Below are 12,660 nucleotides of genomic sequence, written 5' to 3'. Positions count from 1 at the left end.
CGCCTGGGGGCGACCCCGAGCCCCCAGGCGCCCGCGAGACCGGCCTAGTTCACGACATCCCGCGGTGCCCCGCCCGAGAGGAAATCCGTCACGTTCTGGACGGCGGCCAGGGCGATGCGGACGAGGGTCTCGCGGGTGACGCCGCCGACGTGGGGGGAGAGCACCACGTTCGGGGCGCGGAGCAGGCGCAGGGCCGGGGTGGGCGGTTCGGGGTCGAAGACGTCGATGCCCGCCCCGGCCACGGCGCCCTTCTCCAGCGCGTCCGCGAGGGCGTCCTGGTCGATCAGGGCGCCCCGCGCGGTGTTGATCACGAGCGCCGTCGGCTTGAGGAGCGCCAGCCGCTCGGCGTTCAGCAGGAGCCGGGTCTCGACGGTGAGCGGGGTGTGCAGGGAGACGTAGTCGGAGGCGCGCAGAAGATCGGCGAGCGGGACATGGCGGGCGCCGCCGAACTCGGCCTCCGTCTCCGGCGGCAGTCGGCGCCGTCCGGAGTAGACCACGCTCATGTCGAACGCGGCGGCGCGGCGTGCGACTTGCCGGCCGATCTGGCCCAGGCCCACGATGCCGAGCGTCTTGCCGGACAGTTCGGTCAGCGAGTGCTGGAGCCGGGGGAGTGCCCAGTCGGCCTCGACGAGCGCGGTGTGGGCGGGAACGATCTGCTTGGCCAGTGCCAGCATGAGGGCGAACGTCTGCTCGGCCACGTTCTGCGCCTCGGCGCCGCTGGAGCCGATGTTGCACACCCGCACCCCGCGCTCGCGCGCCGCCTCCGCATCGACGTAGTCGAAGCCGTGGCTGGCGCACTGCACGAGCTCCAACTCCGGTGCTACGGCCAGGTGTTCGCCGGTCACCGGGGCGAGGGCGGTGATGACGACGTGTGCCGAGCGCAGGGCGGCCGGGTCCTCGTCGGCCGCCTCGACCACGGTGACGTTCGCTCCCTCGGGGAAGAGGGTGGCCAGTCCGGCTCCGATCTCCCGCCCGCCCACGTGGGGCGAGATGACGGCGAGGACGTGCTTCGTGACGGTCATGCGGATTCCTCGATGAGGTCGGCGGGGCCGATCGTGGCGGGGGTGGCGTGCCCGGACAGGGCGAGGGTGAGGTCGAGTTCGGCCAGCAGGCAGCGGATGACATGCTCGACGCCCGCCTGTCCGTCGAGGCCGAGCCCGTACGCGTACGGCCGTCCGACGAGCACCGCCCGCGCGCCGAGCGCGAGGGCCTTGAAGATGTCGTCGCCGGTGCGCACGCCGCTGTCGAACAACACGGTCAGCCGGTCGCCGACCGCCTCCACCACCCGGGGGAGAGCGTCGGCCGCCCCGACGGAGCCGGCAACTTGGCGGCCGCCGTGGTTGGAGACGACGACGCCGTCCATCCCGGCGTCGCCGGCCGCGCGGGCGTCGTCCGGGTGCACCACGCCCTTCAGGACGATCGGGCCGTCCCAGTTCTCCCGCAGGAACGCCAGGTCCGGCCAGGTCTTCGCGGGGTCCGAGAACATGCCGACGAAGTGCATGACGGCCGCGTTCGGATCCTCGTGCACGGGCTTGGCCAGGCCCGCTCGGAAGGCCGGGTCGGAGAAGTAGTTGGCGGTGCCCACGCCATGCAGGAACGGCAGATACGCCTGGTCGAGATCGCGCGGGCGCCAGGCCAGCATCGGCGTGTCCAGGGTGACGACCAGGGCGGTGAACCCGGCCGCCTTCGCCCGGTTCAGGAAACTCCGGGCCACCTCCGGGTCCTTCGGCCAGTACAGCTGGAACCAGCGTACGGCGTCCCCCATCGCCTCCGCGACCTGTTCCATGGGGGTGCTGGACGCCGAGGACAGGGTGAACGGCACGCCCTGCGCGGCGGCGGCCCGGGCGGCCGCGCACTCGGCGTCCGGGTGCATGATCGACAGTACTCCCACCGGCGCCAGTGCCAGCGGAGCGGGCAGGGCGCGGCCCAACACCTCCACGGACAGGTCGCGTTCGTGTACGTCCCGCAGCATGCGTGGCACTATCCGGCGCCGCCGCAGCGCCTCCCGGTTGGCGCGGGCGGTGCTGCCGTCGCCCGCGCTGCCCGCCACATAGCCGACGGGCCCGGGACCGAGGCGCTGCTCGGTCAGCTCCTCCAGCCGGGTCAGATCGGTGGGCAGCCGGGGTACGACCCCCGTCATCCCGTTCAGATAGATCTCGTACTGGAAGTCCGCCCAGTGCTTGCCCATGCGTAGGCCCCGCCTCTCGTCACTGAGAACGCGCTGTACGCCGACCATACCGACCGGTAGGCGGGGGAGTGGATCAGGGGCTCGCCACTGACTCGTGCAGGATGCGTGCCAGTTCGCGCGGCTGGGAGAGCATCGGCCAGTGGCCGGTGTCCAGGGTCACGAGTTCCCAGCGGTCGCTCTTGAGGAGTTCGGCTGCGGCGGGCATCGGCTAGTCGCCGTCGAGCAGGCACTTGATGTAGGTGCCCGGCAGTTCGCTCAGCGGGCGTGGCATGACCGCCGGTTCCGTCAACGTGGCACCCGGGTGCGGGGTGGCGCCGTCGACGAGGCGGGCGATCTGCTCGTCCGTCATCCCCTGGCCCGCGAAGTCGGCCGCGGTGAGCGGCGGCCAGACGCCGCCGTTGTCCTCGATCGCCGCCCGCACCTCGTCGCTCAGCCAGCCCGACAGGAACGACTCCCCGTCGACTGCGGCATTGGCGTCGACCAGCACCACACGCCTCAGCCGGTCACCGATCCGCTCGGCCGCCTGCCCGACCGGAATGCCGGCGTAGCTGTGCCCGACGAGGACGACGTCCCGCTGATCGAGGCGCTCGACCTCCGCCACGATGTCCTGGACGTGGGTCTGCTGCCCGGCGGTGACACCTTGCTTCTCGGCGAGTCCGGACAGCGTCAGCGGATGGACGTCGTGCCCGGCAGCGCGCAACTCGCCGGCCAACTCGTCCCACACCCATGCCCCGAGCCACGTTCCTGCCACCAGTACGAAGTTGGTCATGCTCGCAACGTAGCGGACGGGTCTGACAACGGCTCCTCGTCACCCTTCGCGCCGGGCCCGGTGATCGGCGGTACGGGCACCTCGGCTGTCCGGGCCAGCCGCGCCCCCTCCGGCCCGTACACCGCCCTCGGCTCGGGGAACACCCGCAGCAGCGCCAGGAACAGCACGGCCGCGACGACCAGCGACAACGGCAGGCTGATGTCCACCCCGCCCGCGAGATCGCCCAGCGGTCCGACGAACTGGCCCGGAATGTTGGTGAACAGCACGCCGAGCAGCGCCGCCACCCACCACGCGGTCATGCCCCGCCAGTTCCAGCCGTGCGCGAACCAGTAACGGCCGCCGCGCTGACGGCGGTTGAAGACCTGCAGGGCGTCGGGGTCGTACCAGCCGCGTCGGGTCCAGTAGCCCAGCATCATCACGACCATCCACGGCGTGGTGCAGGTGATGATCATGGTGGCGAAGGTCGAGATCGACTGCACCAGGTCGAGGCCGAACCGCCCGACGAAGATGAACCCGATCGACAGCGCGCCGACCAGCAGCGTCGCCTGCACCCGCGACAGGCGCGGGAACACCGAGGAGAAGTCGAGGCCGGTCCCGTACAGCGCGGTCGTGCCCGTCGCCATGCCGCCGATCAGCGCCAGCAGACACACCGGCATGAAGTACCAGCCCGGCGAGATCGCCAGCAGGCCGCCCACGAAGTCGGGCGCCGCCGGATCGACGTACTCCGGAACCTTGGTGGCGATGATGCTTGCGGTCGCCAGGCCGAACAGGAACGGCAGCAGCGTCGCGATCTGCGACAGGAACGCGGCGCCGATCACTTTGCGGCGCGGGGTGCTCGCGGGGATGTAGCGCGACCAGTCGCCGAGGAACGCCCCGAAGGAGACGGGGTTGGACAGCACGATCAGAGCCGCGCCGATGAAGGACGGCCAGAACAGCGACCGGGTCGCCGCGTCCGCGGAGTCCGTGAAGACGCCCGTGTACGACGGGTCGAAGTCACCGGCGAACGCGACCACGCCGAGCAGGAACAGCACGCTCGCCGCGGGCACGGCGACCTTGTTGACGAACAGCATGAAGCGGAACCCGTACACGCACACCGCGAGAACCAGCCCCGCGAACAGGGCGTAGGCGACGACGTACGACAGGTTGCCGCGCGGCAGGCCGAAGAGCCGGTGCGCGCCGCCGACCAGGGCGTCGCCCGAGCTCCACACCGAGATGGAGAAGAACGCGACGGCCGTCAGCAGGGACAGGAACGAGCCGACCACGCGGCCGTGCACACCGAGATGCGCGGAGGACGAGACGGCGTTGTTGGTGCCGTTGACCGGTCCGAACACCGCCATGGGGCACAGGATCAGCGCCCCCGCGACGACCCCGAGGAGCGTGGCCGCGAGGCCCTGCCAGAAGGAGAGGCCGAACAGGATCGGGAAGGCGCCCAGGACACAGGTGGAGAAGGTGTTGGCGCCCCCGAAGGCGAGGCGGAACAGGTCCAGTGGGGAGGCGCTGCGTTCGGCGTCGGGGATGCGGTCGACGCCGTGGGTCTCGACCTCGGTCAAGGAGGGAGCGGGGAGGGGTGTTGGGCCTGGGAGGCCGCTGGGGACTGTCGGGGCAAGGGAGGGCTCCGGCGTGGGCGGGGCGGTGGAGCGCGTTGTGGCGCGGCGGGGCCGACGGCCGGTGTCTGCCGCTGCCGCTGGGGTGTGCGGCCGGCGCGGATGCCGTCCTCTCGGGGGTCTGCAGACGGTAAGGCGGTCCGCGGGAACCGCACCAGAGGACGGTTCATCCATCTTCGGTGCCGTGAGTGGACGAAACCTCCATCAGTCGCCGTCCTTGGGCGCCTCCTCCGTGTCCGTGTCCGCGTCCGGTGCGTCCGGCCCCTGTGACCGCACCCGTTGGACGTTCTCCAGTGACTCGCGCAGTTCGGCGAGCCAGTCGTCCGTGTGCCGCTGGACGAGCCGTACGCACCACGCGAGGGCGTCGCTGCGGCTGCGGGCGACCCCGCCGGCGATCAGGGTGTCGAGGACCTGGCGCTCGGGCTGCCGGAGCCGGGTCATCACGGGGGCGGCGATGTGCGTGAACATGGCGCGCTCACCGTCGCACTCCACGCCCCAGGAAACCTTTCTGCGGAAACGGTGCTCCGCCTCGCGGGCCACCTCGATCCGGGTCTCCCGGGTGCGTTCCCGGAACTCCTGGACCCGGCTCTCGACGGCCGCCTCCCGCTCGGCGGCCGAGCCACCCTCGGCCAGCTGAGGTGCGGGAATGCGGCCGATCACGGTGATCTCCTCGCGGTCGACCGTGACCTCGGTCAGCTCCTCGAAGAGGTCGTCCGGCAGGCGGCCGGCGAACCAGCCGCGCAGCTTCTCTCGTTGTTCGCTGGTAATCATGTAATCACGATTACTCCGGTATGGCCGGGAACACAAGGGGCGTCGGGGCGTGTCAGCCGAGGGCTCAACCGGAATGTTTCAGGCCTATTAATGAGCGTGCGAGATCAGGCCACTCGACGACTTGGAACGATCAAGAACCGCCAGGTTTCGGCGTTGGAACGTTCGAAGTCCGTTACTTCACGCCACTGCTTCAATACGCAAGGTTACTGAAACCCGTGGTGTCGATGTGAGTTTCGGCGCCGGACTCGGCAGACTCCCGCTCGTCGCTTCGGCACCGATCGCGTCGGAGTCGACACACTCTGTAACTCAAGCGGAAGGATGCACACAATGCGGAACACCGCGCGCTGGGCAGCGACCCTCGCTCTCACGGCCACCGCCGTCTGCGGACCCCTCACCGGATCCGCCCTGGCTGCCCCGGACCCTGCGCCAGCCTCCCTGTACGCCCCCTCGGCCCTGGTGCTCACCCTGGCCCACGGCGACGATCCCACGATGACGACCCCGGTACGCGCCGTCACCCTGAGCTGCGCCCCGACCTCCTCCGGCACGCATCCCGACGCCGCCTCGGCGTGCGGTGAACTGCGCAGTGTGGGCGGGAACTTCGACGCCCTCGGGAGTAGAGACGGCGTGCTGTGTACCAAGCAGTACGACCCCGTGGTCGTCACGGTCGACGGGGTCTGGCAGGGTCAGCGCGTCTCCTATCAGCGCACCTTCGCCAACGAGTGCGTGAAGGGCTCCTACGGGACAAGCCTCTTCGCGTTCTAGAGACCGGGATCGCACGGCCTCGTGCAGTTCGGCAGCGGCTCGCGGATGGGGAGTGCGAGCCCTGCTGAAGGGGCCCCGGCGATCTCGCACCGGGGGTCGGCCGGGCGGAGTGGGGCCGCCCGGTCGGCACCTCGGATCGTCACCGATCAACCGACTTCCCGGGGGACACGAGTGACCGTTGCCGTGGGGGCATACGGATCACCCGTCTTCCCCGGGAACCCCCTCTTCCTCGAGGATCCCCTCTTCCCTGGGGATCCGGTGCAGGAGTGCGAACCGGTCCAGCAGGCCCGCGCCGCGCAACAGCCGCCGTATACGAGGTGTGTCGGCTACGACCTGCAGGCGCCCGCCGCGGTACCTGGCGCGCGTTTCGGCTCGGCACAGGACGCGCAGTCCCGAGCAGTCGAAGAAGTCGACCTGGCGCAGGTCGACCAGCACGTCCGACTCCGGTCGCGCCGTCGCCGCGTCCAGGTGCTCGGTGACCAGTGGCGCCGTCGCCAGATCGATCTCACCCGTCACCTCGACCACGGTGAACGGGCCGTGTCTGCGGGTGCGGGCATGGCTGTTCGCCGGGGGCGGCACGGACCGGGACGAGTCCGCGGCCAGGTCCTCGGTCGGATGGGGGGCGCGGTCGTCGGCGTCCGGCGTCATGTCCGCTCCACCTCGCAAGGGCGCATCGGTGAGGGTTGTTACCCGGGGCCGAGCGTGAGCATCCCTGCGGAGCCGCGCGCAAGACGTTGTTCACTCGACGTGCTGAATTTCCTCCAGAACGGTTGACTTCGCGTGGGCGGACTCAGCGCTCCCGGGTCCGATCGCGATGGCTGGTGTCGCACCACGGGTAGCGTCGGCTGCGCCGGCAGGTGCACAGGGCCACGCGGAAGCGGTCGGAGGAGACGATCGTGCCGTCCTCCAGCTCCACCTCGACCGGGCCCTCCACCAGGACAGGGCCCTGGCGCTGGACCTTGATCCGGCGCGGCTCGTCAGACCGGGAGTTCGGCACGGACGACCACCAGCTCTTCCTTCTGATCCGGGGCGGACAGCAGGCCGTGCTGCCGCAGCCAGTCCTCCCGCGTGCGCAGCACCGGGCCGAACGGGATGATGCGACGCCGGGTCACGGATGCCTTCAATCCCGCGTCGCGCAGATACGACACGGTCCGCCCCGGACAGCTGAGCGTCGAGTGCACGACCAGGAGGACCCCGCCGGGACGCAACAGGGCGGGCGCTTCCAGGCAGATCCGGTCGAGGACGAGCCGTCCGTCCCGGCCCGCGTCCCAGGCCCGCGCCGCACCCTGCGGCGCGCGGCCCGCGCCGGGTGCGGGGACATACGGCGGGTTGGCCAGGATGAGGTCGAACGACTGCCCCCGCACGGGAGTGAAGAGGTTGCCGTGCAGGATGCGGACGTGGAGCCGGGCCAGCCAGGCGTTCAGCTGTGCCGTGCAGACGGCCCGCCACGACACGTCCACCGCGGTCACCCGCGTCCCGCGCCGCGCGGCCTCGATCGCCAGCGCGCCCGAGCCGGTCCCCACGTCGAGGACGTCCGCGCCGTCCGGCAGCGGCTCGTCGAGCAGGGCGTCGACGAGCAGGTCAGTGTCTTCCTGAGGGGTGTACACACCCGGCGGCACCAGTGGTTTCACGGCGCCCGGGTACCCCGGCATTCAGGAAATAAGAGGTATTCCGGACCGTAGGTGGTGAGTGCGGAGCGACGATCGCCCCGCGCGCCAGGCGTCCAGCAGCCGCTCGGCGAAGCGGTCCTCCAGATAGCCGGTGACGTCGATACCGAAAGCGACGTCGGGTGCGAGGTGCGGCTCCTCGGCGAGCAGACCTGCGATGACGTCCTGGCGCACGACCTGTTCGTGCACCGCGTCCGCCTCGACATGCTCGTCGTAGAAGTGCTCGGCGGCGGGCCCGGCGCCCGTGCGGCGCATCGCCTCTGCCAGCCGCCGGGAGGCCGGCGACGAGGTGATCTCCACGGCCGCGAAATGACCGACGAGCGCGCCGCGCAGCGCCCGGTGCAGTCCGAGCAGGGACATCAGGTTGACCGTGGCCAGGGCCTGCGCGCTCGCCTCGTCGAGATACCGGCCGTACGTCGTGTCCAGGCCGAGGTCCGTCATCAGGTCGGCGAAGAGGCGTGCGTGGACACGGTCGGGACGGCCGCCGCCGTACTCGTCGAACTCCACCGCCGCCATGCCGGCCTTTGCCCTGCCCCACAGTCGGGGCAGCACCCAGGCGTGCGGGTCCGCCTCCTTGAGGTGGTACAGGGAGCGCTGGGCCGCGTATTCGCGCACGTGCCACAACTCGCCCTCGGCGCAGAGGTAGTGGCTGACGCCGGTGCCGTCGACGGGTTCGACGAGCAGGTCGGCCAGCGCGTCCTCGACGCTGTCGTGGGCGGGGGCGTCGGCGCGCAGGGCGGTCAGGAAGCGGTGCTCCAGCGCCGCGCGGACCCGCAGCAGCTCGGGGTCCCACTCGTGGTCCTCGGGTACGCCGGCGAAACCGCGGTAGTGCAGCTCGTAGCAGAGGTAGAGGGCCAGCTGGAGGTCGTCGCCATAGACGTCCGTGCGCGCGACGTCCAGGCGCCGGGGCGGTGGCCCGGCACCCCGCAGATACTGCTCCACGGCGGCGGAGACACTGCCCCGCGCGGACGGCAGCCGGGGTCCCTCGCCACCGCCTGCCCTACGGACGTCGTGTGCCATGGCTGCCGAGTACCCGTTGGGTGCGCGGCCACCCGTGCGGCCACCCGTGCGGCCACCCGTGCGGCCACCCGTCCGAGCAGGCAGGGCGGCCGCGGCCGGCGCCCGTCGCGTTCAGCTGGTCGCGGGCGCGATCCGTAGGGGCACCGCGTCCGCGGGGGCGTCCTCCTCGCCGAGGCGGGAGACCTCCGCCCACCAGGACGCGCCGTCCTCGATGTGCCGCAGCATGATTCCCTCGCGAATCGCCCACGGGCAGACAGTGACCGTTCTGAGGCCGGTCAGCTTCATCGCCGTGTGCGCCACGACCGCGCCGGCCAGGCTCTGTTCGGCGCGCGGCGCGGAGATGCCGGGGAGCAGGGCGCGTTCGGTGGTGGGTAGCGCGGCCAGTTGGCCGACGGCCTCGCGCAGGGCGGAGCGCTCCAACCGCCGTTCCACGAACGGCCCGTGGCGCCCGGGTGCCGCCCCGCACAGCCGGCCCAGCTGCTGGAACGTACGCGAGGTGACCGCCGCCGTGCGCGGCCCCTCCCACCGGATCCGGGCCGCGACGTCCCGCAGTTGATGGCGGACCTTGCGGCGCAGCGCCCGTACCTGTGCCGCCGCCGGCGGGTCCTCGCCGGTGAAGAACTCGTGGGTCAGCCGGGCCGCGCCGAGCGGCAGCGACGCCACGAAGTCCGGCAACCGGCCTCGCCCGAAGGCCACTTCGAGCGAGCCGCCGCCGATGTCCAGCAGCGCGAGCGGCCCCGACCGCCAGCCCATCCACCGTCGCGCACCGAGAAACGTGAGCTCGGCCTCCAGTTCGCCGGGCAGCGTGCACAGGCTCACCCCGGTCCGCGTCTGCACGGTACTCAGTACCTCGTGTCGGTTGGGGGAGGCACGCACCACAGCGGTCGCGAAGGCCAGGGGTGCGGTCGCGCCCCATCTGAGCGCGGTGCGGTTCGCCGCCGCGACGGCGTCGACCAACCGCTCGACGGACTCTTCGGGGACACTCTCCCCGGGCCTGACCTGCTCCGACAGCCTCAGCCGCCACTTGGCGGTGTGCACCGGCAGCGGCACCCCGTCCGCCGCGTCAGCCACTACCAGCCGCACCGTCTTCGACCCCACGTCCATCACGCTGATTCGCATGAGTGCGCAAGTACCCGTTTCCGCGTCCCGGCAACGGACTCAGCCACTGTGCGCCGTCGCCACGGCACGAGCGCCGCGCTCCCGGGCCCGCGTAAATGGCCGCCGCTCGGGTGACGTATTCCTTGACTGGAATATAACCGTCGAGGCATATTGGATCCATGGCCGACGCCTCGCTCTGGACCGCCCTCGCCGATCCGCACCGACGGGCCATCGTCGCGCTGCTCCTGGAGCGGCCCCGGCCCGTCGGCGAGATCGTGGAGGCATGCGGGCTCAGCCAGCCGAGCACCTCCAAGCACCTGAAAGTGCTGAGGGAGGCGGGCCTGGTGCAGGTCAGGCAGGACGCGCAGCGCCGCGTCTACGCCCTGGACCCCGCGCCCATCGCCGAGCTCGACGCCTGGCTGGACCCGTACCGAAGGCTCTGGAACACCAGCCTGGACAGGCTGGGCCGCCGCCTCGACGAGACGTCGGCCGGCCCCGAGGAACCCACCACGAAGGACTGATCCACCATGACCGCCGACCTCACCGGCAGCTATCTGACCCTGGACGACGGCCGACCGGCCGTCCGCTTCAGCCGTACCTACGACCATCCCGTCGAGCGCGTCTGGCAGTTCGTGACCGACGCCGACGAACTCGCGCACTGGTTCCCTTCCCGCGCCGAGATCGAGCTGCGCCCCGGCGGCACCATCAAGTTCAGCGGCGACCCGAACATGGAGGACTCCGCGGCCCGGGTGATCGCCGTCGACGAGCCCCGGCACCTGTCCTTCGAGTGGGGCGGCGACGAGGTGCACTTCGACCTGGAGGCCTTGGACGAGGGGCGCACCCGTTTCACGCTCACCAACGTCCTGGTCGCCGAGAACACCGCCGCCCGCAACGGCGCCGGCTGGGAGGTCTGCCTGTCCGCCCTCGACGCGCACGCGCGCGGGGAGCGTTCCGAGGGGCCGCACGCCGGGGCCGGTGCGCCCTGGAAAGTGTTCTACGACGGCTATGTGGCCGCAGGCCTCCCCTCCGGCGCACCGGTCCCGGGCCTGGACGCCTGAGCGCGATCAGTGCGTCGTGTTCTTCGCGGCAGGCGCGCAACTGCTCCCGGGGCTCGGCATTCTCAGCTCGGTGAGGTAGTCGTCCACGGCGTCACGTGTGCAGTCACTGCGGCCGTAGACACTGTGTCCGGCGCCTTCGTACGGGAGCAGGACGGTCGTCCCGCGGGTCTGGCGGTGCACATTCGCCGCCCACGAGAAGTGGTTCGCCGGGTCGTGCCGCGCATGCAGCATGAGGATCCCGGGCGCCTCGGTGACGCGCAGACGGTGCTGCGGGTTGTTCACCTCGTCGGGCCAGCCGATGCAGCCGGCAACCGCGGGATGCACGCGTGGTGTGCCGCGCATGTGCGGCGCGGCCCGCATCTCGGCCTGGGTCAGCCTGGCGTACTCCGGGTAGTCCTTCGCGCGGAAGCGCCAGTCCTGGCAGAAGACCGCGTAGAACGGTTCCGCTTCGGTCTCCTTGTCCGCTCCCTGTGGGGTCGACGGCCGGACCTGCCGAGGCTGCGTGGATCGCTGGCGCTCGCTCGGTTCCTGCGCGTCGAGGCCCGCCACATAGGCGGCCAGTTGCTCCCTGTCCGGGCCGTAGAACATCCTGAAGACGTTGAACGTGATCTCGTGCGCGGTCAGGACCCGGTCCGGATGCTCCGGATCGCGGATCTCCCCCCGGTCCGCCCGGGCGAGCAGGCCGTCCCACACGGCGGTCACGTCACGGCCGTGCAGGGCGCAGGAGCTCGTGCGGTCGCACCACTTCACGAACTCCTGGAACGAGTCCTCGGCGGCGGCCGCGGAGGAGACGAGGAACTCCCGGGCGCCGAGGCTGTGGTCGATGTTCGCGGTGAGGGCCATGGACCGGATGCGGTCGCCGTACTCCTCCGCGTACTGCTCGCCGATCAAGGTGCCGTAGGAGTGGCCGAAGTAGTTGATCTTCTTCTCGCCGAGCGATCTGCGCAGCGCATCCATGTCCCGGACGACGCTCAAGGTGTCGGCGTGGTCGAAGAGCGGACCGGTGTGCCGCCTGCAGTCCTCGCGCAACGCGCGGTTGTAGTCGGCGAGTCGATCGAACTGCGCCTGGTTGCGGGGTAGACCGACGGCCGTTGGCCCAGCAGTTCGGTGGAGCACATCACCGGGTGGCTGCGGCCGACGCCCCGCGGGTCGAATCCGACGATGTCGAACCTCTCCTGAATGTCCGAGCTGAAGTGGGACTTGGCGTCGTCCACGGCGAAGTCCACACCCGAAGCGCCCGGCCCACCGGGGTTGACCAGCAGCACGCCGACCCGGCGAGCCGGATCGGTCGCCTTCCGGCGGGCCACCGCGAGCTCGAACGCCTCGCCCGACGGGCGGGCCCAGTCGACCGGCAGGCGCAGCGTCCCGCATTCCGCCGTGGCGTCCTCGGGACACGGCTTCCAGTCGATCGCCTGCTGCTTCGTCGACCCCGGGCCGGGACGGTCGGCCTGCGCCGCCGCCACCCTCGGCGTCGACGTTCCGGTGAGTGAACCGGTGAGTAATCCGGCGGCGAGCACGGCGGTGAGCGCTCTGATGAGTGGGTGCATGAAGCCCCTTCCAAGGGTCCTGCGAACGGATCACGGGAATGCCCGCATGATCGAACGTGGCAGTGACCCACTCGGGGTCACAACCGCTTGGGACCGGAATCAGGGAAGGCACCGGGTCGTGGTCGGGGTCGTCTGGGGGACATGCCTCAGGGGTTGCCGACCGAACCCCTGAGACC

Annotated in this window: 14 protein-coding genes and 1 pseudogene; 3 read left to right on the top strand and 12 right to left on the bottom strand. The window is 71.1% G+C overall.

Annotated elements, in window-relative coordinates; genetic code table 11:
- Nucleotides 1-44: 44 nt before the first annotated feature.
- The 5 genes and pseudogenes from OHO27_RS03405 to OHO27_RS03385 form a co-directional block, all read right to left on the bottom strand.
- A complete protein-coding gene (locus OHO27_RS03405; RefSeq protein WP_328420125.1) occupies nucleotides 45-1,022 on the bottom strand; it encodes a 2-hydroxyacid dehydrogenase in 978 nt (325 codons plus the stop codon).
- Nucleotides 1,019-2,188, bottom strand: a complete 1,170-nt coding sequence (locus OHO27_RS03400; RefSeq protein ID WP_328420124.1) for a lactate 2-monooxygenase — start codon at nucleotides 2,186-2,188, stop codon at nucleotides 1,019-1,021. The genes OHO27_RS03405 and OHO27_RS03400 overlap by 4 nt, the downstream gene beginning before the upstream one ends.
- 73 nt (nucleotides 2,189-2,261) lie before the next feature.
- Nucleotides 2,262-2,957: pseudogene (locus OHO27_RS03395) on the bottom strand (alpha/beta fold hydrolase).
- Nucleotides 2,954-4,507, bottom strand: coding sequence for a purine-cytosine permease family protein (locus OHO27_RS03390; protein WP_328420123.1), 1,554 nt, complete (start codon nucleotides 4,505-4,507; stop codon nucleotides 2,954-2,956). Before OHO27_RS03390 ends, OHO27_RS03395 begins: the two are co-directional and overlap by 4 nt.
- A 258-nt stretch (nucleotides 4,508-4,765) precedes the next feature.
- Nucleotides 4,766-5,332: a hypothetical protein gene (locus OHO27_RS03385; protein ID WP_328420122.1), complete on the bottom strand. Its 567-nt coding sequence runs from the start codon at nucleotides 5,330-5,332 to the stop codon at nucleotides 4,766-4,768.
- Nucleotides 5,333-5,659: 327 nt separating this feature from the next.
- On the opposite strand from OHO27_RS03385, the gene OHO27_RS03380 reads away from it, so the two are divergent.
- Nucleotides 5,660-6,094, top strand: coding sequence for a protease inhibitor (locus OHO27_RS03380; protein WP_328420121.1), 435 nt, complete (start codon nucleotides 5,660-5,662; stop codon nucleotides 6,092-6,094).
- 198 nt (nucleotides 6,095-6,292) lie between these two features.
- On the opposite strand, the gene OHO27_RS03375 is transcribed toward OHO27_RS03380, so the two are convergent.
- From OHO27_RS03375 to OHO27_RS03355, 5 genes are all read right to left on the bottom strand, one after another.
- Nucleotides 6,293-6,742 (bottom strand): STAS domain-containing protein, encoded by a 450-nt coding sequence (locus tag OHO27_RS03375; RefSeq protein WP_328420119.1) that lies wholly within the window; start codon nucleotides 6,740-6,742, stop codon nucleotides 6,293-6,295.
- 142 nt (nucleotides 6,743-6,884) lie between these two features.
- Complete coding sequence (locus OHO27_RS03370) at nucleotides 6,885-7,091, bottom strand: CDGSH iron-sulfur domain-containing protein (RefSeq protein ID WP_328420118.1); 207 nt, start codon at nucleotides 7,089-7,091, stop codon at nucleotides 6,885-6,887.
- Nucleotides 7,072-7,746, bottom strand: coding sequence for a HemK2/MTQ2 family protein methyltransferase (locus tag OHO27_RS03365; RefSeq protein WP_328420117.1), 675 nt, complete (start codon nucleotides 7,744-7,746; stop codon nucleotides 7,072-7,074). The genes OHO27_RS03370 and OHO27_RS03365 overlap by 20 nt, the downstream gene beginning before the upstream one ends.
- Nucleotides 7,747-8,781 (bottom strand): iron-containing redox enzyme family protein, encoded by a 1,035-nt coding sequence (locus OHO27_RS03360; RefSeq protein WP_328420116.1) that lies wholly within the window; start codon nucleotides 8,779-8,781, stop codon nucleotides 7,747-7,749.
- A gap of 111 nt (nucleotides 8,782-8,892) precedes the next feature.
- On the bottom strand, nucleotides 8,893-9,900 hold the full coding sequence (locus OHO27_RS03355; protein ID WP_328420114.1) for a Ppx/GppA phosphatase family protein: 1,008 nt from the start codon (nucleotides 9,898-9,900) through the stop codon (nucleotides 8,893-8,895).
- 158 nt (nucleotides 9,901-10,058) lie between these two features.
- Between OHO27_RS03355 and OHO27_RS03350 the strand changes: the two genes are divergently transcribed.
- Together OHO27_RS03350 and OHO27_RS03345 are read left to right on the top strand one after the other, a co-directional pair.
- Nucleotides 10,059-10,400 (top strand): ArsR/SmtB family transcription factor, encoded by a 342-nt coding sequence (locus tag OHO27_RS03350; RefSeq protein WP_328420112.1) that lies wholly within the window; start codon nucleotides 10,059-10,061, stop codon nucleotides 10,398-10,400.
- A gap of 6 nt (nucleotides 10,401-10,406) precedes the next feature.
- A complete protein-coding gene (locus OHO27_RS03345; RefSeq protein WP_328420110.1) occupies nucleotides 10,407-10,937 on the top strand; it encodes an SRPBCC family protein in 531 nt (176 codons plus the stop codon).
- A gap of 6 nt (nucleotides 10,938-10,943) precedes the next feature.
- On the opposite strand, the gene OHO27_RS03340 is transcribed toward OHO27_RS03345, so the two are convergent.
- Entirely contained in the window at nucleotides 10,944-11,966 is a 1,023-nt protein-coding gene (locus OHO27_RS03340; protein ID WP_328420108.1) for an alpha/beta fold hydrolase, read from the bottom strand.
- Nucleotides 11,909-12,484: a hypothetical protein gene (locus OHO27_RS03335; protein WP_328420106.1), complete on the bottom strand. Its 576-nt coding sequence runs from the start codon at nucleotides 12,482-12,484 to the stop codon at nucleotides 11,909-11,911. The genes OHO27_RS03340 and OHO27_RS03335 overlap by 58 nt, the downstream gene beginning before the upstream one ends.
- Nucleotides 12,485-12,660 lie beyond the last annotated feature (176 nt).

It is taken from the genome of Streptomyces sp. NBC_00443 (assembly GCF_036014175.1).
In the GTDB taxonomy this organism is placed as follows: domain Bacteria; phylum Actinomycetota; class Actinomycetes; order Streptomycetales; family Streptomycetaceae; genus Streptomyces.
The sequence above is the reverse complement of the archived record's forward strand: the minus strand, read 5'-3'. Positions and strand labels throughout refer to the sequence as shown.

Excerpts from the sequence above, each read along its gene's own strand:
- OHO27_RS03405 (WP_328420125.1), bottom strand. The coding sequence starts at position 1,022 with ATGACCGTCACGAAGCACGTCCTCGCCGTCATCTCGCCCCACGTGGGC.
- OHO27_RS03400 (WP_328420124.1), bottom strand. The coding sequence starts at position 2,188 with ATGGGCAAGCACTGGGCGGACTTCCAGTACGAGATCTATCTGAACGGG.
- OHO27_RS03385 (WP_328420122.1), bottom strand. The coding sequence starts at position 5,332 with ATGATTACCAGCGAACAACGAGAGAAGCTGCGCGGCTGGTTCGCCGGC.
- OHO27_RS03380 (WP_328420121.1), top strand. The coding sequence starts at position 5,660 with ATGCGGAACACCGCGCGCTGGGCAGCGACCCTCGCTCTCACGGCCACC.
- OHO27_RS03375 (WP_328420119.1), bottom strand. The coding sequence starts at position 6,742 with ATGACGCCGGACGCCGACGACCGCGCCCCCCATCCGACCGAGGACCTG.
- OHO27_RS03365 (WP_328420117.1), bottom strand. The coding sequence starts at position 7,746 with ATGCCGGGGTACCCGGGCGCCGTGAAACCACTGGTGCCGCCGGGTGTG.
- OHO27_RS03360 (WP_328420116.1), bottom strand. The coding sequence starts at position 8,781 with ATGGCACACGACGTCCGTAGGGCAGGCGGTGGCGAGGGACCCCGGCTG.
- OHO27_RS03355 (WP_328420114.1), bottom strand. The coding sequence starts at position 9,900 with ATGCGAATCAGCGTGATGGACGTGGGGTCGAAGACGGTGCGGCTGGTA.
- OHO27_RS03350 (WP_328420112.1), top strand. The coding sequence starts at position 10,059 with ATGGCCGACGCCTCGCTCTGGACCGCCCTCGCCGATCCGCACCGACGG.
- OHO27_RS03345 (WP_328420110.1), top strand. The coding sequence starts at position 10,407 with ATGACCGCCGACCTCACCGGCAGCTATCTGACCCTGGACGACGGCCGA.
- OHO27_RS03335 (WP_328420106.1), bottom strand. The coding sequence starts at position 12,484 with ATGCACCCACTCATCAGAGCGCTCACCGCCGTGCTCGCCGCCGGATTA.